At 71.0% G+C, this 21,225-nt stretch carries 13 protein-coding genes; 5 read left to right on the forward strand and 8 right to left on the reverse strand.

Annotation, left to right across the window (positions count from 1 at the left end; genetic code table 11):
- Positions 1-98 precede the first annotated feature (98 nt).
- The gene (locus AB0M29_RS17625) at positions 99-368 is read left to right on the forward strand and encodes a hypothetical protein (protein ID WP_365383443.1); all 270 of its coding nucleotides are present in this window, start codon (positions 99-101) and stop codon (positions 366-368) included.
- Positions 369-615: 247 nt separating this feature from the next.
- Here AB0M29_RS17625 and AB0M29_RS17630 read toward each other — a convergent pair whose 3' ends face one another.
- The 5 genes from AB0M29_RS17630 to AB0M29_RS17650 all read right to left on the reverse strand — a co-directional run bounded on the left by AB0M29_RS17630 (position 616) and on the right by AB0M29_RS17650 (position 5,538).
- Complete coding sequence (locus AB0M29_RS17630; RefSeq protein WP_365383445.1) at positions 616-951, reverse strand: PASTA domain-containing protein; 336 nt, start codon at positions 949-951, stop codon at positions 616-618.
- A gap of 106 nt (positions 952-1,057) precedes the next feature.
- The gene (locus AB0M29_RS17635; protein ID WP_365383447.1) at positions 1,058-1,210 is read right to left on the reverse strand and encodes a hypothetical protein; all 153 of its coding nucleotides are present in this window, start codon (positions 1,208-1,210) and stop codon (positions 1,058-1,060) included.
- A 180-nt stretch (positions 1,211-1,390) separates the two neighbouring features.
- Positions 1,391-3,433, reverse strand: a complete 2,043-nt coding sequence (locus AB0M29_RS17640; protein WP_365383608.1) for an ABC transporter ATP-binding protein — start codon at positions 3,431-3,433, stop codon at positions 1,391-1,393.
- Positions 3,434-3,498: 65 nt separating this feature from the next.
- Positions 3,499-4,533, reverse strand: coding sequence for an ABC transporter permease (locus tag AB0M29_RS17645; protein WP_365383448.1), 1,035 nt, complete (start codon positions 4,531-4,533; stop codon positions 3,499-3,501).
- Positions 4,534-4,554: 21 nt separating this feature from the next.
- Positions 4,555-5,538, reverse strand: a complete 984-nt coding sequence (locus AB0M29_RS17650) for an ABC transporter permease (RefSeq protein ID WP_365383611.1) — start codon at positions 5,536-5,538, stop codon at positions 4,555-4,557.
- A gap of 188 nt (positions 5,539-5,726) precedes the next feature.
- Between AB0M29_RS17650 and AB0M29_RS17655 the strand changes: the two genes are divergently transcribed.
- Positions 5,727-7,466 (forward strand): ABC transporter family substrate-binding protein, encoded by a 1,740-nt coding sequence (locus tag AB0M29_RS17655; RefSeq protein ID WP_365383450.1) that lies wholly within the window; start codon positions 5,727-5,729, stop codon positions 7,464-7,466.
- Between the two features lie 93 nt (positions 7,467-7,559).
- On the opposite strand, the gene AB0M29_RS17660 is transcribed toward AB0M29_RS17655, so the two are convergent.
- Positions 7,560-9,185, reverse strand: coding sequence for a S53 family peptidase (locus AB0M29_RS17660; RefSeq protein ID WP_365383451.1), 1,626 nt, complete (start codon positions 9,183-9,185; stop codon positions 7,560-7,562).
- A 143-nt stretch (positions 9,186-9,328) separates the two neighbouring features.
- Entirely contained in the window at positions 9,329-12,172 is a 2,844-nt protein-coding gene (locus AB0M29_RS17665; RefSeq protein WP_365383452.1) for an AAA family ATPase, read from the reverse strand.
- Between the two features lie 372 nt (positions 12,173-12,544).
- On the opposite strand from AB0M29_RS17665, the gene AB0M29_RS17670 reads away from it, so the two are divergent.
- Both AB0M29_RS17670 and AB0M29_RS17675 read left to right on the forward strand, forming a co-directional pair.
- Complete coding sequence (locus tag AB0M29_RS17670; RefSeq protein WP_365383453.1) at positions 12,545-14,332, forward strand: ricin-type beta-trefoil lectin domain protein; 1,788 nt, start codon at positions 12,545-12,547, stop codon at positions 14,330-14,332.
- Positions 14,333-14,424: 92 nt separating this feature from the next.
- Positions 14,425-17,619, forward strand: a complete 3,195-nt coding sequence (locus AB0M29_RS17675; RefSeq protein WP_365383454.1) for a glycoside hydrolase family 3 C-terminal domain-containing protein — start codon at positions 14,425-14,427, stop codon at positions 17,617-17,619.
- Between the two features lie 68 nt (positions 17,620-17,687).
- Here the strand turns inward: AB0M29_RS17675 and AB0M29_RS17680 are convergent, their stop codons facing one another.
- Positions 17,688-18,098 carry a hypothetical protein gene (locus AB0M29_RS17680; protein WP_365383455.1) on the reverse strand — a complete coding sequence of 137 codons (411 nt, stop codon included), beginning with the start codon at positions 18,096-18,098 and terminating at the stop codon, positions 17,688-17,690.
- A 246-nt stretch (positions 18,099-18,344) separates the two neighbouring features.
- Here AB0M29_RS17680 and AB0M29_RS17685 point away from each other — a divergent pair, with 246 nt between their 5' ends.
- Positions 18,345-21,212: an AAA family ATPase gene (locus AB0M29_RS17685; protein ID WP_365383457.1), complete on the forward strand. Its 2,868-nt coding sequence runs from the start codon at positions 18,345-18,347 to the stop codon at positions 21,210-21,212.
- Positions 21,213-21,225: the final 13 nt, after the last annotated feature.

The raw sequence follows: 21,225 nt of genomic DNA on the forward strand, positions 1-21,225 counted from the left end.
GTAGCGTCATGAAGTGTCCGTTCTGCGACGCGGACACCAGAAACCCCCGCAGCTGACAGGCCCGGGGCCGGGACGGCACAAACAGAGGGCGAGACGACATGAACCACAGCGGCGCCGTACAACCGCAGTCGCAGAGCCCGCGCGACGCCCCGGAGGATGGCACGGGCGGGAGCCGCCGCCAGCACGACGCCGTGAGGCAGCTCCGGGAGCGCCTGGCCGAACTGGGTCTGCCCAAGGACCAGGTGCGGCAGATCCTGCCCGTCACCGATATGCAGCGCCGACCCTATGTGCGGCTTGGCACGTGGACGGTGGACAACGCGGAGAAGCTGCTGGACGCGATCACCAGCGCCCCGGAACAGGTGCCGTGACCGCGGCCACGTGACAGAGGGTGGCTCAGGACGACGACCCGCGCCACCCTCGCTGTCACCTCGTCCGCGAGGCGTTTCGGCGGAGGTTCGCCGGCCGGTGGTCCCAGCCACCGGCCGGTTTTCCCGCGCCGCCCTCGGGCAGAACGCTTCCTGGTACGAGAGCGTCTCACGCCACTGCCTCGCCAGTCGCGGGCGCCACGGCTCGCAGCGCTCATCAGGGACCGGTCACGTCGCACACACCGACGTCCTACAAGGAGTCGCCCTGCGGCGTCTTGTCAGCGGAAAGCACACCCGGGTCCGGGAGAGGCCGTCGCGGCTCTCGCACCCCGGTCGTGCCACCGGCGTCCGCGCCCTGGAAACGGACGACGACGCTGTCCCACCGATACAACTCGCTCCCCGGCGCGGGGTCCTGCACGGTGATCCACCACATGCCCGGCCAGGTCAACGCCCTCAGCGGCGGGCCGTCCGGGTCCGGCTGGGCCAGCGCCAGCCCCGCCTTGTGAGCGACCCGCCGAGCGTCCTCAACCGTCATCCCCACGACATCCGGAACGATCACCACATCCGCGTGACGCTTCTTCCCCATACGCCGAGTATGCCCGCCCGGTCACCAGGCCGCACCCACCTGCCGCCACGCCCCCGCACCGAGCCATTGCCCGGAATGCGGGGGCACTTCCCGCAACGCATCAGCCCTAGTTGCTGCGAACCGCGAAGATCCAGCCAGCCACAAAGATCACCGCGATGATCGAGTACCAGATGATGTCCTCTCGTACTTCCGAACTGAGCGCGAGCTGCATTCCTGCGTGCACAGCACGTCCTTTCCTGTGGCGAACCATGTAGGTCACGGCCCCGTCCCCGGGTGACTGCTCTCGGTGCGGGGTGAGCCCGGGCCGGTGCTGCCTGGACTGCCCACGAGACGCAGCAGCTATAGGCGTATCAAGTGCGTCGGAGCGCGTCAGGACGGCGTGACGTGGCGGGCGAGTGGTTCACTCCATCGGACGTCCACCTGAACGGACGCATGACGGTCACCACACGGCGCGTTCGGCCGGGTAGTGGCACGCCGCGACATGGTCGTCCGCGCGCTCCACCAGGGGCGGGGTCTCGGTGGTGCAGCGCTTGGCCTCCGGGGGGTCGAGAGAGTCGAAGAGGAAGCAGCGGGAGCGGAAGGGGCAGCCGGAGAACCGCCGGGTGGGGCTCGGCGGGTCGCCGGGCAGGAGGATGCGGGCGCGGGCGCGCTCCCGTTCCGGGTCGGGTACGGGGACGGCGGAGAGCAGGGCCTGGGTGTAGGGGTGCAGCGGGCGGGCGAACACCTGGCCGACGGGGCCCGCCTCGACGGTGCGGCCGAGGTACATCACGCTCACCCGGTCGGCGATGTGCCGGACCACGGACAGGTCGTGCGACACGAAGAGGTAGGACAGGCCCAGTTCGGCCCGCAGCCGCGACAGCAGGTTGAGGATGCCCGCCTGCACGGAGACGTCGAGTGCGGACACCGGTTCGTCGAGGATCAGCAGCCGGGGATCGACCGCGAGCGCGCGGGCGATGGCGATACGCTGCCGCTGCCCGCCGGAGAACTCGTGCGGGAAGCGGTCCGCGTGGGCGGGGTCGAGGCCGACCTGGCGGAGCAGTTCCGGTATCCGGCGGGCGATCCGAGTGCGGTCGGCGCGCTGGGCGCGCAGCGGCTCGGCGATGATGTCGCCGACCGGCAGCCGCGGGTCGAGGCTGGCCATCGGGTCCTGGAAGACGATCTGCACCTGGGCGCGCAGGGTGTGCGCGGTGTGCCGGGTGAGGGTGCCGACGGCGTGGCCGAGTACTTCGACGCTGCCGCGCTCGGGGGGCTTCAGCTCCAGGATCTCGAAGAGGGTGGTGGACTTGCCCGAGCCCGACTCTCCGACCAGGCCGAGGACTTCACCGGCCCTGATGTCGAGGTCCACGCCGTCCACGGCGTGCACCGAGCCGACCCGCCGTTTGAACAGCGCCCCTTGGAGCAGCGGGAAGGTCTTGGTCAGACCGGCGACCCGCAGCACCTCGGACGCCTCGGGACGTACGGCCGCTCGTTCGTCCCGCTCGGCGGGGCGTCCCGCGCCCGGCAGGGGGAAGACGTCGAGGGGTCGGAGCCCGCTGACCTCGTCGGCCCGCACGCATGCCGCGCGGTGCGAGCCGTCACCGGTCGCCGTGAGACCGGGTTCCGCCGTCCGGCAGCGGTCCTCGGCCAACGGGCAGCGCGGGGCGAAGGCGCAGCCGGGCGGCTGCGTGCCCGGGGCGGGCGGGGAGCCGGGGATCGGCACCAGCGGCTCCGGCCGTCCTTGCGCGCCGATGTCCAGCCGGGGCACGGCACCGATCAGGCCGAGCGTGTACGGCATCCGCGGCCGGGCGAACAGCGCGTCCGCCGGGGCGGTTTCGACGATCCGGCCCGCGTACATCACCGCGACCCGGTCCGCCATGCCCGCGATGACCCCGAGGTCGTGGCTGACCAGCAGCAGGGAGGCGCCGGTCTCGCGCTGTGCGGTGCGCAGCACGTCGAGCACCTGGGCCTGTACGGTCACGTCGAGCGCGGTGGTGGGTTCGTCGGCGAGCAGGACGTCGGGGTTGTTGGCGACGGCCATCGCGATCATCGCGCGCTGCCGCATGCCGCCGGAGAACTCGTGCGGGAAGGCCGCGGCCCGCACGCGGGGCTCGGGTATGCCGACCAGGTCGAGGAGTTCGACCGCCCGCTCGGCCGCCCGCTCACGCGAGAGGTCCTGGTGGGTGCGGAGGGCTTCGACGATCTGGTCGCCGATGCGGTAGACCGGGGTGAAGGCCGACAACGGGTCCTGGAAGACCATCGCGATGCGGTTGCCGCGCACGCGGGACAGGGCGGTGTCCGACGCACCCACCAACTCCGTGCCGTCCAGGCGTACGGAGCCGCGTACGTCCGCGGTCGCGGGCAGCAGCCCCATCGCGGCGAGCGCGGTCACGGACTTGCCGGAGCCCGACTCGCCGACCAGACCGAGCACTTCACCGCGGTGCAGGACGAGGTCGACGCCGCGTACGGCCGACGCTGTACCGAAGTCGACGGTGAGGCCGCGCACTTCCAGGACGGGGTCACCCGGGGTGCCGGACGTCGCGAGGGTGGACAATTCCCTTGCAGGGCCGCTCACTTCGCCGCCTTTCCACCGCGCCGCACCAGCCCGAGACCCACAGCCAACGGCCACCCGGCCCCACGCCACCCGGCCCCGCGCCCCGCGGCTCCGCGCCGCCTGGCTCCGCGGCGGGCGGCGCCGCCCCGCTCGGACGTCGGGTCGATGGCGTCGCGCAGCCCGTCGCCGACCAGGTTCACCGCGAGCACGAAGACCACCAGCAGCCCGGCGGCGAAGAAGAACATCCAGGGGTACGTGAGCGCGGCGGTGGTGCCGTCGGCGATCAGGGTGCCCAGCGACACATCCGGTGGCTGTACGCCGAATCCGAAGTAGGACAGCGCGGTCTCGCTCATCACCGCCGTGCCCACCGCGATGGTGGCGTCGATGATGAGGAAGGACGCCACATTGGGCACGATGTGCCGGGCGATGATCCTCAACGGTCCGACTCCCATGTAGCGCGCGGCGCGGACGAATTCACGCTCCCGCAGGGAGATCGCCATCGAGCGCACCACCCGGGCCGTGACCATCCAGGCGAACAGGGCCAGCAGCAGGGCGAACACCAGCCAGCCGCCGCCCTTGAGGCGGGGCGAGATCACGGAGATCACCAGGAAGCTGGGGAAGATCAGCAGCAGATCGGTGGCGAAGGTGAGCAGCCGGTCGGTCCAGCCGCCGAAGTAGCCCGCGCACGATCCGACGACGGCGGCCCCGGCGGTCGCGGCCGTTCCCACCAGCAGGCCGATGATGAGTGACTTCTGGAGTCCGCGTACGGTCTGCGCGAAGACGTCCTGGCCGATCCGGTTGGTGCCCCACCAGTGCCGGGCGGAGGGTGCGGAGCGCAGCGCGGTGTAGTCGATGTCGCTGTAGCCCCACCGCGTCAGATGCGGTCCCGCGAAGGCGAGCACGAACAGCAGCGCCACCACGGCCAGTCCGGCGACGGCGGTGCGGTGGGCGAGGAAGCGGCGCAGGACGACGCGGGTCCGGCTCGGCGGGCGGGCGACCAGGCCCTCGTCCGAGGCGGCCCCGGCGAGCAGGGCTTCAGGTGTGGTTGCCATGGCGGTGTGGTGGGATCCCTGTCAGGAGTGGCGGATGCGCGGATCGAGCGCGGCGTGCAGCAGGTCCGCGACGAAGCCGGACAGCAGGACGACGACGGCCGCGAAGGAACTGACCGCGACCACCGAGTTGACGTCGTTCTTGCCGATCGAGGCGACCAGCCACTCCCCCATGCCGTGCCAGCCGAAGATCGCCTCGGTGAAGATGGCTCCGGTGAAGACGGCGAGGAAGTTGTAGGAGAAGAAGGTCGACATCGGGATGAGCGCGGTGCGCAGCCCGTGGGTGAGCAGCGCCTTGCGGCGGGTGAGGCCCTTGGCCTGCGCGGTGCGCAGATAGTCGGAGCCGAGGACGTCGAGCATGGTGCTGCGCTGGTAGCGGCTGTAGGTGGCGATGGTGATCAGCCCGATGGACAGGCTCGGCAGCAGCAGGTGCACCGCCCGGTCCTTGAGGTGCGCGAACCAACCGCCTTGCAGCCCGGGGGTCTTCTCGCCGGTGAACTGGATGAGGTCGGTGCCCAGCGTCTGGTTGAGCTTGATCGCGCCGATCTTGAGCAGCACGGCGAGCAGGAACACCGGCGTGGACAGCAGCAGGAACGAACCGAGCGTCACCAGACGGTCGGAGAGCCGGTACTGGCGCACCGCGGTCCACGCCCCGGCCAGGATGCCCACCACCGTGCCGACCACGGTGCCGGCCACCAGCAGCCGCAGGCTGACCCCTACTCGGCGGCCGAACTCGTCGTTGACGGACGTGTCGTCGATGGTCCGCCCCAGGTCGCCGCGTGCCGCGTGCGCGGCCCAGTGGCCGAAGCGGTCGTACAGGGGTGTGTGGTCGTTGATGCCGAGCGCGGTGAGCTGGGCGTCGACCGCGGCGGGTCGCGGCGGTGGCTGCCGGGCTTCGAAGTACGCCCTCGGCTGGAGCGCGGTGGCGGCCAGCGCGTACGACAGACAGACGGCCGCCAGCAGCAGGACCGCGTAATAGCCCAGCCGCCTGACCAGATACGCGAGCAATGCGGGTCCTCTCTCCGGGGTCACCGACGATCTTCCGGTCCACATGTTGCAACTCTGTGAAGAGAGCATGTCAGACTGGCCAATGAGGCGCAGGTGGTCTGCGGTGCGGTTTAGCCTCTGCGCGCAGCACCGTGTCCTGTGGGGCGTCCGGTGCTGCCGTGCTGTGCTCGCCAACCGGAGGGACCGCCATGTCCACCTTGTCCAGGACGTTCAGCAGATCTGCCAGGACGTTGCGCAGACCCCCCGCCGCGGTCGCCGTGGCCCTGTCGGCCGCCATGCTGATAGCGGGGTGCAGCGGCTCCTCCGGCGACAAGGACGGCAAGCCGGCGCCGGGGACGAACTCCGCGGCGCCCGCGGTCGGTTCGCAGCAGATCAACCCGCAGCCGGCGAGCAAGGTCAAGCAGGGCGGCACCTTCAAGACCGAGATCCAGCAGTGGGTGACGCAGTGGAACTTCTACCAGGTGGACGGCACGCAAGGTGACGGCCAGAGCATCGTCGCCCAGGTCGAGCCGAGCCTGTTCACCTACGACGCGCAGGGCGTCTCCCAGCTCGACAAGGACTTCCTGGTCTCGGCCACCGTCACCTCCACCAACCCGCAGGTGGTGACGTACACACTCAACCCGAAGGCCAGGTGGTCCGACGGCAGGCAGTTGGGCTGGCAGGACTTCGCCACCCAGTGGAAGGCGCTCAACGGCAAGGACGACCGGTACCTCGTCGCCGACACCAGCGGCTACGACCAGATCTCCGCCGTCACCCGCGGCACCGACGACCAGCAGGTGAAGATCACCTTCGGCAAGCCGTACGCGGACTGGAAGCGGCTCTTCCGTCCGCTGCTGCCCGCCCCGACGATCGCGACGCCCGAGCTGTTCAACAAGGGCTGGCTGGAGAAGGTCCCGGTCACCGGCAACTCCTGGAAGATCAGCTCGTATGACAAGACCGCGCAGACCATCACCACCGTGCCCGACCCGCACTGGTGGGGCGCCAAGCCGAAGCTGGACGCGATCATCTACCGGGCGATGGACGCCTCGGCCTTCACCGACGCGTATCTCAACAAGGAGATCGACTACGCCCCCGCCATCCAGCCCGAGGACTACAAGCGGCTGGTGAAGGCGCCCGGCACCGACATCAGGAGCGGTGCCCGGTGGGACGAGGTGCACATCACCCTCAACGGCGCCCGCGGCCCGCTGCAGGACCTCGCCGTACGGCAGGCCGTGGACCTCGCCATCGACCGCCAGGGCATCCTCGCGTCCTTCTCCAAGGACCTGCCCTTCCCGGTCAAGCCGCTGAACAACCACTTCTTCATGCCCAACCAGCAGGGCTACAAGGACAACAGCGGCAAGTGGGGCACGTACGACCTCGCGGGGGCCAAGAAGCTCCTCGACGCGGCCGGCTGGAAGGACAACGGGGCGGGCAAGCCGCGCACCAAGGACGGCAGGTCGCTCACGCTCCAGTACGTGCTCAGCGCCGGTTCCAGCTCGTCGGCCACCGACCAGGCGCAGCTCGTGCAGGCGCAGCTCGGCGCGGCGGGCATCGGGGTGAAGATCCAGACGGTCCCGTCCGACGACTACTTCACCAAGTACGTCAACACCGGCGCCTTCGACCTGGTCAGCTTCCGCAACGTCGACGCGATCTTCCACACCCTGCTGTACTCGACCTTCCAGGCCCCCAGCGGCTCCCAGGTCTACGGCAACTACGGGCGGGTCTCCACCCCGCAGATCCAGCATCTGCTCGACCAGGCCGCGGCGACCACCGACCAGACCGCGTCCGACGCCCTCTACAACCAGGCGGACGCGCTGATCTGGGAGCAGGTGCACTCCATCGAGCTGTACCAGCGCCCGCAGATCATCGCCGTCCGCAAGGGCCTGGCCAACTTCGGTGCCTCCGGCCTCGGCGACTGGCAGTACAACACCATGGGCTGGACCTCCTGACCCGCTTCGGTCCGCTCACGCCGGGGCCCGGGTACGCGTCGCGCGTACCCGGGCCCCGGTCCGTGGGCTTCCGGCCGCGGGGGCCGGATCAGCTCACTGGGTCAGCAGCTTCGCCGCGAGTGTGGCGGCGTTGTACGACCCCCAGCCCGTGGTGAAGTCCCAGCCCGTGGCGGCGGAGTAGGCGCCGTTGCTGCCACTGGTGATGTCGTGGAAGCCGGTGCCGTTCGCCTTGTACAGGGCGGGGTTGGCGAAGCCGAGCTTGGCCTTGCCCGCCGCGGTGGCCTGCTGGTTGTAGAGGGCGGCGAAGGCGGCCCACTCGGGCGCCGCCGCGCTGGTGCCGCCCACTCGGCCCCAGCTGCCCTGCGAGTAGATGGACACGCCGGGCGAGGGGTTGGCCAGCGCCGCGACGTCGGGGACCTGGCGCTTGCCGCCGCCCTGGCTCTTCTGTACGGGCGTCTGCCAGGTCGGGATGGTGAACACACTGGACTTGCCGCCACCGCCGCCGGACCAGGCGGTCTCGCGGCTCCAGGCGTTGCCGGACGTGACGGTCAGGGTGGTGCCGCCGACGCCGGTGACATACGGGTCGCTGGCCGGGTAGTCGACGGAGGTGCCGCCGTCGCCCGCGTCGTCGGAGCCGCTGTCACCGGAGGCCGCGAAGAAGCTCAGGCCCTCGGCGGCGCCCTGCTGGAAGACGGCGTCGACCGCGCTGATGTTGGAGCTGGTCCGCCCCGACTCGGCCAGGCCCCAGCTGATGGACGTCACGGGGATGCCGCTGTCCACGATCGCCTGGTAGGTGTCGACCTCGCCCGCGTCGGAGTTGGGTCCCTCGAAGACGGTGACCTTCGCGGCCGGGGCGATGGCGTTGAGCACCTCGATGTCCAGCTCGACCTCGACCTGGCCGTCGCCGAGCGGGCCGGAGCCGCCGCTGACCTTGTGCACGGTGGGGGCCGGGGAGCCGAGGCCGTAGTGGCTGTCGTACGCGGTGATGTTCGACTGCTGGAAGCCGTCGAACTCCAGCAGGGCGATCTGCTGGCCGCTGCCGGTGTAACTGCCCGAGACGTTGTAGCCGCCCTTGATCTGGGCCGGGGTGTAGCCGCCGCCGGGGCCGTTGTGCGGGGTGACGGTGGCGGGCGCCTGGTGGTGGAGCTGGTTGCGGCTGTTGAGTCCTGAGATGTCGCTGACCAGGGCGCCGAGGGAGCCGGGCAGTGAGGGCGCGGCGTCGTTGGCGTAGAAGGTGCGGCCCGAGGCGTTGTCCTTCCATGTCGACAGCGTGGTGCCGAACGCCTTCTCCAGCTGGGTGGCGGTGCCGCTGGCGTCGATGAGCAGGTTGCCGGAGTGCACGGCGCCGACCGTGAGCCCGTGGGAGCGCAGGTAGTCGGTGACCTTCTTGACGTCGGCGTCGCTGCGGCCGAAGCGCGCCGCGAATTGGGCCTTCGTCAGATAGTGCCCGTAGGAGGCCGATGCGGGGTTGCTGACCTGGGCGACGAAGGTGCGGAGCGCCTTGGCGTCGCGGGGTGTCAGGCTGACCGCCACGGATATGCGGTGGGAGTCGGCGACGGCACCGGTGCGTACGGCGTCAGTGTGCAGACCGGTGAGCACGTCGCCGGAGAGCGCGACGCGGGCGGTGTCCGGCTGGGCGGCGGCGAACGCGGCGGGGACGGCCGCCAGCAGCAGGGCCGGGGTGGCGGCAGCGGCCAGCAGTTTCAGACGTAGGGTCACGAAGGTCCTCCATGGGGGGTCCGGTCCCGTGTTCGGGTCCGGATCAGCGGGCCTGATCTCTCGGGGCACCGGGTTGTTCGGGCCGGATCCACGCTAGGGAGCGGGAGGAAGCGCCATAAGCGGGGGAACCCTTGCGCCTGTTGTTAATGGTGTGTTTCCTGGGACACCCGAGGTACGGATCCCAGGACGTGCGCCAACGCCGTCCGCGAGCGCACCCCGAATCTGCGGTACAGCCGGGACAGCGTGCCCTCAACTGTCTTGACGCTGATGAAGAGTTGGGCGGCGACCTCACGGTTGGTCGCTCCCCCGCGGACGAGTTCGGTGATCCTGGCCTCGGCCGGGGTCAGTGCGGTGACGGCGAGCCCGCCGGCCGTCCCGTCGACACGGGCGAGTTCGGCCCCGGCACGCTCCGCGAGCGGCAGCGCGCCACCGTCCACGGCCAGTTGCCGCGCTTCCGCGAGTACGGTTCTGGCTGTCGTACGGTGGCGTGCCCGGCGTTCCACCGTGCCGAGCGCGGTCAGGGTCCGTGCCAGGTCCGTCGGCAGGTCCAGCGGGCGCAACCGCTCGGCCGAGGACCGCAGGAGCTCCGCGCCTTCGGCGAGCCGACCCTCCGCCGCGGCCCTGAGCCCCTCGGCCCGGTCCAGCGCGGCTAGGACGCTGTCCGGTAGCAGCCCGGCGCGCCCACGCGCGGTCTGGAGTACGTCGGCGGCGGCGCCGGTCTCGCCGAGTGCCACCAGCGCCTCCGCGAGATCGGCGTACCAGCCGAGCAGGGCGGGGTCGGCCGCGCCCATCGAGACGCCGATGCCGACCACGTGCCGCAGCGACTCCACGCCCTCGGCCACCTGCACCGGGTCGCCGCTGAACAGGCCGATCTGCCCGAGTACCGCCAGGGACCGCAGCAGGAAGAGCTGGTCCCCGTCCTCCCGCGACGCGCTCACCGCGCGGACGGCCAGACGCCGCGCCTCGGCCGCGGTGCCGCCGAACGCCTGCGCGAGTGCCGACGCGTACAGCGCGGGAGCCGATCGCATGCCCGCCTCCGCGGCGACACGGGAGCAGCGGGCCGCGGTGCCCAGCGCCTCCCGGCAGGCCCCGGCGCGCACTTGGGCCCGGGTGAGGGCGACCAGGGAAGCCACCGTCGACTCCACACCGTCGGACTCGGCACCGTCCAGGAGGAGTTCGCCCAGTTCACGGCGGGCGTCGGCGACCCGGTCGGACTCCATGGCCAGCACCGCCCGCATCCGCCTCAGCTCCCGGCTCCGGGGGCCGTCGTCCGCGAGGGCCACAGCCCGCGCCAACGCCGCATCGGCGCCCGCCGCTTCACCGGCGAGCGACCGCACCCGTGCCAGCGTGGACAGTGCGGCGATCCGCATGCCGTTGTCCCCCGCGCGTGCCGCACACTGCTCGGAGCGCCGGGCGTGCCAGGCCGCCTCCTCCAGTGCGCCGGTCAGCAGCCCGCGCACCGCCGCCCAGTGGTAGAGCGGCGCCTCCAGTTCCGGTGCGCCGGTGGCGTCGCGCAACCCGTCCTCGATGAGCGCGGCATGGTCCCGTAGTGCCTGACCGGCGCCTCGCAGCAGCACCAACCGGGCCCGTACCCGGCTCCGGGCGGAGTCCGACCGCACGAGCACCGCGCGCGCGGCCCGCCTGGACTCCTCCCACCACCCGGCATCGCAGGCGAAGTCCGACACTTCCAGAAGACGCTGGTCGTGGACGGCCCGAGGGTGCGCGGGGGTCCTGCTCAGAGCGAGTTCCGCGAGTTCCACAGCGGCGCCCGGATCGCCGCTCGCGCGGGCGGCATGCGCGGCGGCCATCACGGCCGAGGCGGTGGCGGCGTCCTCGCCCGGGCGAGTCAGCGCCAGATGGCGTGCCGCCTCGCCAGGTTCGGTCACCGCGGTGGCCAACCGGGCGTGTGCGGCGCGCCGTTCGTTCTCCGTCGCCTCGGTGAGGAGTGCCGCGCGTACCAGCGGGTGCCGGAAGCGTACCGGCTGTTCGGCGTCCGCCCGGATCAGACCCGCCCGCGCCGCCTCGGCCAGTGCGGCCTCCGCCGCGGGTACGCCTGCCGCCCGCAGCAGCGGCAGGGTCGGGCGGGCCGCGACGCACGCCACGAGCAGGGCGTGGCGTGCGTCCGTGGACAGGACCCCGGCGCCTTCCAGAGCCAGGTCGCGCAGCCCGACAGGCACCGGCGGGAAGCCGCCGCCTTCCGCCGACACGCTCTCCGCAGGTGCGCACCGGGCCAACTCCACCGCGTAGAAAGGGTTCCCGGCGGCCGTCCTCAGTACCGTCCGCAACACCCGCGGCGGCAGCCGCAGCCCCGCGGCGAGCAGCAGCCGGACGATGTCGTCGTCGGGCAGGGGCGGTACGGCCAACTCGGCGATGTCCGGCGGATACCAGTCGGCGCGCTCGGGCCGCTCCCCCTCAACGACCCTCCGTGTCACGGCGATCCGGATGTCGACCTCGTCCACACGCCTGGCCACGAACGCCAGGACATCGGCACTGGGTTCGTCCAGCCACTGCACACCGTCGAGGAGCAGCAGTACCGGCGCACCGGCAGCCAGCCTGCGCAGCGTGTCGAGGACCGCGACCCGCACCATGAGCCGGTCGGGCCGCCCCGCCGGGCCCGCACCCTGCGCCAGCGCGGTCAGCAGGGCGTCGCGCGGCCGGGACGGCAGTTCGGCGATCACCGCGTCGGGCACCCGGGCGAAGAGGTCGATCAGTCCGAGATACGGCAACTCGGCGTCCTCGCGCGCGGGCGCGCACCGCAGCACGGTGACTCCCGTCTCCCGCAGCCCAGTTGCCACCGTCGACATGAGCGTCGACTTGCCGATGCCCGCGGGCCCGTACACCAACAGCCCCCTCCTCTCCCGCAGATGCCGGAGCGCCTCCTGGGCCGCCGTCTCGCGTCCCGCCTCACAAGCCGGCCCGGGTTGTGCGCTCTGCGGCGGCCGGTCGTGCGAGCCCTGCGGGGCATCGGGGAGGGCGGGGTCCGGCACGTCGTTGACTCTCCTTCTGACACGGAGCCGCCTGCACGAGGCGGCTGATCACCGACGATTTCATATGCTCATGACAATCATCGGAATACTGCGTGTCAATGCCACGGAACGCTGCGCTACTCGGCCGGGGCGGGCGGCGGCACGCGTGGCCTGCGATGGACATTGATCTTTTCCGCCGTTCAAAGGAACAATTAGTGGCGATGTTCCACCTCTTGACGGTTATTTTCCCGGGATCGTAGCGTCGGCTTCCCAGCGACTGGAGCGCCTCAGGCCCTGGACCGCACCCTCATCCCCCCATGGAAAGGCCGCGCCATGGAACGTCGCTCAACCCCTCGCCGCAGCAGACCCCGCCGTCGACTCCTGAGCTCGGCGGTGGTCACGACGCTGGTGGTCTCCAGCGCGGTCGTCGCGTTGACGCAGGCCACGACCTCGTATGCGAGTACGGGCGTGAACGTCTGGCTCACCACCGCTGACCAGGCCAACAAGCTGACCGAGCAGAGCCCGGTCGCCTTCGGCTCCGGTGGTTCCGGCGATGTCATCACGGTCGACCCGGACTCCACCTACCAGTCGGTCGTGGGGTTCGGCGGCTCGCTCACGGACGGGGCGGCGTACAACATCTGGAACTCGCCGTCCCGCGACGCCATCATGAAGAACCTGTTCGGCCCCGACGGGATCTCGTTGAGCTTCCTGCGCCAGCCGGTGGGGACTTCGGACTTCTCGCGGTCGTTCTACAGCCTGGACGACGTGGACCAGGGCTCGACCGACCCGGACCTGTCGCAGTTCTCGATCGCCAAGGACGAGGCGTACATCGTCCCGCTGCTGCAGCAGGCGCTGTCGCTGAACCCCCAGCTGACCTTCATGGGTACTCCCTGGAGTGCACCGGCCTGGATGAAGACCAACGGCAGCATGCTCGGCACCTCGGACGCGGCGCTGAAACCGGGGGACGAGGCCGTCTACGCGCAGTACCTGACGAGGTTCGCGCAGGCCTACGAGAGCCAGGGCATCCCGATCAGCTACCTGAGCGTGGCCAACGAACCCGCATGGGCGCCTGGAACCTACCCGGGCATGCTGATGACGCCGCAGCAGCAGAGCACCGTCATCAACGACCTGGCCCCGGACCTGGCCGCCGCCGGCCGGCACACGAAGCTCCTGGCCTGGGACGACAACTGGGACGACATCACCAACTCCTATCCCGACCAGAGCTATCCGAAGCAGGTGCTGGCCGCCACCGGCGCCAACACCGCCGGAGTGTCCTGGCACGGCTACGACGCGCACGACCCGAACGCCCAAACTCCCGTCTACCACGCCTATCCGGGCACGGAGGTACTGGAAACCGAGCACTCCGGTGACACGGACTGGGCCAGCGAGATCACCAGCCAGGGCAGCGGCACCGCCATCGACGCACTGCGCAACTGGTCGCGCACGGTCTCCTTCTGGAACATCGCCCTCGACGCCAGCGGCGGCCCGAAGATCGGCAACGGCTGCGGGTGCACCGTCCCGGTGACCACCGACGGCAGCAACGTGGCCTACAACGCCGAGTACTACGTCCTCGGGCACTTCTCCAAGTTCGTCAAGCCGGGCGCGCTGCGCATCGCCTCGAACGTCGTGGGCGCGGTCAACAACGTGGCGTTCGAGAACCCCGACCACTCGGTCGCCCTGATCGCCGACAACACCGGCAGCAGCGCGCAGACCTTCCAGGTGTCGTACGGCGGCTCCTCCTTCGGCTACACCCTTCCGGCCGGCGCCATGGCCACCTTCACCTGGCCCGGCGGCGCGACCCGGGTCGGCACCATCACCGGCCACCAGGGCCTGTGCCTGGACGTCAAGAGTGCCAACCCCGCCGACACCACACCGGTGCAGGTCTACGACTGCAACGGCACCAGCGCCCAGGTCTGGACGGTCGACGCCTCCGACAACACCGTCCACGCCCTCGGCAAGTGCCTCGACGTCCAGCGCGGCGGCACCGCGAACGGCACCCCGGTCCAGCTCTACACCTGCAACGGCACCGGCGCGCAGACCTGGGTGCCGCACTCCGACGGCACCTTGTACAACCCTCAGTCCGGCCGGTGCCTGGACGACACCGACTGGGGCGGAAGCGGCACCCAGGCCCAGATCTTCGACTGCTGGAACACCGACGCCCAGCACTGGAACCTGCCGTAGGCCACGCGGCCCTGCCAGGCGAGCACGCCCGACTCAGCTCAGTGACTCGGCCCCGTCCTGCCCAAATCCCCCTCACTCTTCGGTAAGTCCCCATGTACAAGTCTCAGAAGCAGGGAAAGAGACGCACCTCGGTTCTTGCTGTCCTCGCCCTGATCGCCGGTGGTGCCGGTGTACTCGGTACGGGCGCCGGTACCGCGAACGCCGGTACCGCCACGGCGACCGACGTCAGCGCCGCGTGTCCCTGGGTGCATTCCAGCGCGCCGATCCCGCAGCGCGTGAGCCAACTGCTCTCGCGGATGACGCTCGATCAGAAGATCGCGTTGATGAGTGGGTCCGGCGGCGGACGCTATGCCGGCTCCACGCCGACGATCAGTTCGCTGTGCATTCCCGCGATGAACCTGGACGACGGCCCGGCCGGCGTGGGCGACGACACCGGGATCACGGGCGCGACCCAGCTTCCGGCACCGGTGGATGTCGCCGCTACCTGGGACACCTCCGCGGAGCAGACCTACGGTCAGGTCATCGGTGCCGAACAGGCCGCCAAGGGCGCGACGATCGACCTCGGACCGACGATCAACATCGTGCGGGACCCGCGCTGGGGCCGCGCCTTCGAGACGGTCGGCGAGGACCCCTACCTCAACGGGCAGATGGGCGCGGCCGACATCCGCGGTGTGCAGTCCACCGGAGTGATGGCCCAGGTCAAGCACCTGGCCGTCTACAACCAGGAGACCAACCGCAACACTCCCGCCGACGACGCGATCGTCAGCGACAAGGCGCTGCAGGAGCTCTACCTGCCCGCCTTCCAGACCTCCGTGCAGCAGGGCGCGGCCTCCTCGGTGATGTGCTCCTACAGCACGATCAACAACACCCCCGCCTGCCAGAACACGCAGATCCTGGACTCCGCACTGCGCAAGCAGTTCGGCTTCAACGGCTTCGTGACCTCCGACTGGAGCGCGACCCAGTCCACCGTCGCCTCGGTGAAAGCCGGCCTGGACCAGGACATGCCGCCCGGCGACCCCTACTACGGAGGCGCCCTGAAGTCGGCCGTCACCTCGGGCCAGGTGAGCCAGTCCACGATCGACACGTCCGTCGCGCGGATGCTCACCCAGATGTTCGCCTTCGGCCAGTTCGACCGGGCACCGACCGGATCGCCCGCGCAACCGGCCACCAACTCCACCGACCGGAGCGCCGCCGCGCAGCTCTCCGCCGAAGGCACGGTGCTGCTGAAGAACAGCGGCAACGCGCTTCCGCTGGGAGCGTCCACCAGCTCGATCGCGGTGATCGGCGCCGCCTCCACCGACGCGATGACGGGCGGCGGTGGCAGCGCGCACGTCGCCTCCAGCGGCACCGTCACCCCCCTGGACGCGATCACGAAGCGGGCCGGCAGCGGAACCAGCGTGAAGTACGACGACGGCTCGTCCACTTCCTCTGCCGCCTCGCTGGCGGCGTCCTCCAGCGTGGCCGTGGTCTTCGTCAACAAGGGGGAGAGCGAGGGCTGGGACCTCGGCGACATCGATCTGGGTTCGCAGAACGCGCTGATCTCCGCGGTCGCGGCAGCCAACCCCCACACGATCGTGGTGCTCAACACCGGCTCCGCGGTGACCATGCCCTGGCTGTCGTCGGTCCAGGGCGTGCTGGAGGCGTGGTATCCGGGCCAGCAGGCCGGAACCGCCATCGCCTCGCTGCTGTTCGGCGACACCAACCCCTCCGGCCACCTGCCGGTCACCTTCCCCAAGTCGCTCAGCGACGTACCGGCGAACACGACGGCCCAGTGGCCAGGTGAGAACGGCACCGTGCAGTACTCCGAGGGCGTCGACGTCGGCTACCGCTGGTACGACGCCAAGAACATCGCGCCGCTGTTCCCCTTCGGCTACGGCCTGTCCTACACCAGCTTCTCCTTCAGCAACCTGCACGTCGGCACGCTGGCGAAGGGCGGTACGGCCACCGTCACTGCCACCGTCACCAACACCGGATCACGGACCGGCAGCGACGTCGCCCAGCTCTACGTCACCCAACCGGCCTCGGCCAACGAACCCGCCAGGCAACTCCAGGGATTCTCCCGGGTCGACCTGACGGCGGGACAGAGCAAGACCGTCACCTTCCAGCTGAACCAGAGCAACCTCCAGCACTACGACTCCACTGCCCACGCCATGACCACCGCCACCGGCGACTACGGCATCTCCGTGGGCGACGCGGCATCGGACGCGAACCTCCCCCTGAAGGGAACGCTGAACGTCGCCTCCGCACAGCTCGGCCGGCCGGTCACTCTCACCGACCCCGGCCCCCAGGAAGGCCCGATCGGCACCGCGGTGTCCCTGCAGACCAAGGCCACCGACACCACCACCGGCCAGACCCCCGGCTTCGCCGCCACCGGGCTCCCGGCAGGCACCTCGATCTCCTCCTCCGGACTGATCACCGGCACCCCGACCACCGCGGGAACCAGCACCGTCACCGTCACCGCCAAGGACACCGCGGGAGCCCTCGCCACGACCAGCTTCGTGTGGACGGTGGTCCCCGCCGACGCGGCCGTGGCCACCTCCCTGATCGGCTCCGGCGGCAAGTGCCTCGACCTGTTCGGCGGCAACAACAACGACACCAACAAGGTGGAGATCTACGACTGCAACGACACGTCCGCCCAGCAGTGGTCCGAGCAGCCCGACGGCACCGTCCACGCGGCCGGCGCATGCCTGGACGTGGCGGGCGCGGGCACAGGCGACGGCACCAAGGTGCAGATCTTCACCTGCAACGGCAGCAGCGCCCAGGTCTGGCAGCACCAGGCCGACGGCACCCTGCTCAACCCCCACTCCGGCAAGTGCCTCACCGACCCGGAGACCACCGCGACCAACGGCACACAGGTCGTCATCAGCTCGTGCACCGGCTCCGGCAACCAGTCCTGGGTCTCACCGATCCACACGATCACCGGAGCCGGCAGCGGCCGCTGCGTCGACATCCCCGGCGCCGACACCACCGACGGCACGCAGGTTCAGCTCTACGACTGCAACAGCAGCGCGGCCCAGACCTGGGCGCAGCCCGACGACGGCACCCTGCGCGCGATGGGCAAGTGCCTCGACGTACGCGCGGCCTCGACCGGCAACGGCACCCCCGTACAGATCCACACCTGCAACGGCACCAACGCCCAGCAGTGGACCTACAACCCCTCGACCCACGAACTCACCGCCTTCGGCAAGTGCCTGGACGCCACCGGTCAGGCCACGGACAACGGCACAAAGCTCCAGCTCTGGGACTGCTGGGGCGGATCCGACCAGCAGTGGAACCTCCCCGGCTGACGCCTCTCCGTCACCGCCCGGCCGCTCTCAGCGGCCGGGCGGTGTGCGGAGGGCTGACCGCGCCGGGGCTACGCGCTCACCGGTGCGCCGGGCGTACTCGGCTGCCGACGTGAGGACTCCTCGGGGTCCGCGTTTCGCGACGGCAGTTCGATCACCCGGCAGCCGTGGTCGGTGATCTGCCGCACGATGGCCTGGGCCTTGGCATCGTCCATGGACAGGACGAAGGGGCCCGGCAGGATCACCACGTCGTAGAAGCCCGTGGCGACGGCGTCGAGGAGCCGCCGCAGCTCGGGCAGGGGCCCGGAGGCGAGTCGCCCGTTGTCGAAGAAGACGTAGGGCGTCGGCAGCGAGAGTTCCCGCGCGTGGTCCAGCACGGCTTTCAGGTGCGGTCCCGTCCCGAACGTGTCGTAGGGGAAACAGCGCAGGTACGTCGCGACGCTGGGCGTAGTCCTGGCGACGGTGCGGTCGGTGGCGGTCATGGTCACTCCGGTCGGGTTACGGGGCCGGACGCGCTGGTGATCAGCCCTGAACAGCGGGTTCTGAACCCAGCGAAGTGGGTCGGCCAGTGCGGCGGCAATACGTATCCGTGCCCATTCGCGGGGCGGAAGGATGGGTAGTCCACTGGGTGTTTTGTTGTCTCCAGGGGGTGGGGCGACGAGACTGACGAAGGTAGGTTTTTCCCATTGCCGCAGGTCGGAGCCAGGGCGACGAGGGCAGGTGAGGGTATGGAGTACGCGCCTGATCGCCATGCCGCCGGGACCGATTCCGGCTCCGGTTTCGGGTTCGTCGGCAGACGCCGGGAGCTGGCGCGCGTGCTGGAGGCGCTGCGCCATGAGCGCGCGGTCGTCCTGGTCGAGGGTGAGGCAGGGATCGGGAAGACCCGGCTGATCCGGGAGATGATGTCCGCGCTGACCGCCGAGGGCCGCCCGGTGCTCACCGGAATGTGCCATCCCCTGCGCGAGCCCATCCCGTTCGGGCCGGTCATCGACGCACTGCGCCAGGCGGGGCCCTGGCTGCCTCCCGTGGCCGCGATCCCCCCGACCGCGGGTGCCCTCGCGCCCCTCCTGCCGGACCTCGGCGACCGGCTGCCGCCGCCCCCGCACGCCGAGAACGCCCAGGCCGAACGGCAGCTGCGGATCCAGGCGGTGCGCTCCCTGCTGGCGGCCCTCGGCCCGGCGGTACTGGTCATCGATGACCTGCACTGGGCGGATGTCGCCACCAGGGAGCTGATCCTGCTGCTGGCCCGCGACCTTCCGGCGGGACTGAGCCTGGTGCTGTCCTACCGGGCGGAGGATTCCCCGGACGGTCTGGCGCTCGGCGCGGCCTACCGCCGTCCGCCGGAGATCGCTGGTGCCACCATCCATCTGCGTCCGCTGCTGGAGCAGGACGTGGCGGACCTGGCCGTTGACGCGCTCGGCCCCGACAGCAGCCCCCAGCTCGTGCGGCTGCTGTTCCGGCGCAGCGAGGGCCTGCCGCTGGTGGTCGAGGAGGACCTGCTCACCCTCTCCGAACGGTCGCACGGCCAGGCCGGTCCCGCCTCCCTCACCGTCGACCTGGAACAGGCCGCGGTGCCCGCCGCGCTGCGCGAGACAGTCGGCGAACGCCTGTCGGGCCTGTCGGCGGAGGGAGCGGCGATCGTGGAGGCTGCCGCCGTGCTCGCCGTGCCCGCACGGGAGTCGCTGCTCGCGACCGTGGCCGGTCTTGACCGGGGACAGGGCGCCCGGGGGCTGACGGAGGCGCTACAGGCATTCGCGTTGCGCGAGACCAGCCCCGACCAGTACTTCTTCCGGCACGTGCTGGCGCGGCAGGTCGCCTATGAGCGGGTGCCCGGGCCTCGGCGCGGCCGGCTGCACCGGCGGGCGATCGAGACGCTGTCGGCCCGGACGCCGGCGCCGCTGGTACAGATAGCCCACCATCTGCGGGCCCTCGGCGAGCAGGACGAATGGCTGGCGGCCGCCGAGGCCGCGGCCCTCCAGGCCCTTGCCGTCGACGACCCGGGAACCGCCGTCACGCTGCTCCTGCAGATCCTCGATCAGGACCACCTGCCGGGTGACCTGCGCAGCCGGGCCGCGCTGGCCCTGGCAAGGACCGTCCTGGACTTCGCCGACGCGGCGGCCAGCACGCGTGTCCTGGGACGGCTCCTGACCGATCCTCAGCTGCCCGCGGCCGACCGCGGTGAGATACGGCTCGGCCTGGGCCTGCTGCTGGTGGCACAGGCCCAGGACAGGGCCGGATTCCGCGAGGTCGAGAGAGCCGTCGAGGAACTGGCCTCCCGCCCGTCGCGGGCGGTGCGCGCCATGGTCGCCCTGGCCATCGACGAGAAGCAGGAGGGCTGGACCTGGCTGGAGCGCGCCGAGCGTACGGTCCGGCAGGGCGGCTGTGACGAGGCCGCGGAGGCAGCGGTCCGCGCCGCCCGCCTGAACCTCCTGGCACGGGAGGGGGACCCCGCCGTATGGGCGCTTGTCGACGAACTGCCCCGGGCTTCCGATGATCTGGAGGTCCTGCGGCACAGCGTCCGCGCCCTCTACAACGTCGGTGACCTCGCCATCGAGCTCGGACACGACGCCAGAGCCGCCGCGCTGCTGACCGAGAGCATGGAGCTGAGCAGGCAGGCGCGTGCCCCCAAAGCCGAGGGCTACATCCTGATCGACCGGCTGCGGCTCGACGCGCTGGCCGGCCGGTGGGACGGTCTGGAGGCGCGGTTCAACGAGATCGGCAGGGAGTTCCCCGATCTCGCGATGGCGGAGGAGGAGCAGCGGATGGCCGGCGGACTGCTGGCCGCCGCCCAAGGCCAATGGGCCCGGGCGGCCGAGCACTTCGGAGTCATCGCCGCGGCCCGGGACAAGGAGTTCACGGCGACGCCCTCGCTCAGGGCGGCCGCCGCGCTCGTCGCCGTACTCCTGGCGCAGAACAATCCCAAGGAAGCCTGGGCCACGGCCGAACCGGCGGTCGCCGATCTGCGGCGGACACGCGCCTGGGCCCGGGGCACCGGCCTGGTGGCGGCGGCCGTCGAGGCGGCTCTGGCCTGCGGCGACCGGTCCACCGCCCAACAGCTCGCCGACGACGCCGAACGAGGGCTACGCGGCTGTGACGCGCCCGCCGCCTTCGCCGAACTCCATGTGGCTCAGGGCCTGTTGTTGCAGGGCACCGACACCGCGGCGGCAGCCGGGCGATTCGCGCGCGCTCAGCGGATGTGGGAGGACATCGGGCGCCCGTACCACGCCGCCCTGGCCGGGGAGCGGCTGGCAAGCACATTCGCTCCCGCGCACCCCGAGCAGGCAGCGGCCCAGCTGGGCCGCAGTATCGAGATCTACTCCCGGCTCGGCGCGGCCTCCGATCATGCCCGCTGCGAGCGTGCCCTGCGCGACCTCGGCCGCCCCGTCCCGGGCGGGCGCCGCAGTTACGGGCAGGAGCTGTCCCGCCGCGAACGGGAGGTCGCCCAACTGCTCGCCCAGGGTTTGAGCAACCACGACATCGCGCAGGCGCTGTTCTTGTCACCACGCACCGTCGAGCACCATGTCGCCCGTGTCCTGCGGAAGCTCGGCGTCTCCCGAGGCGACGTCAGAGCCGGCCTGCGTGATGCCGGGCCGTGAGGGACGGTCGTGT

Source organism: Streptomyces sp. NPDC051976, from assembly GCF_040680795.1.
In the GTDB taxonomy this organism is placed as follows: Bacteria; Actinomycetota; Actinomycetes; order Streptomycetales; family Streptomycetaceae; genus Actinacidiphila.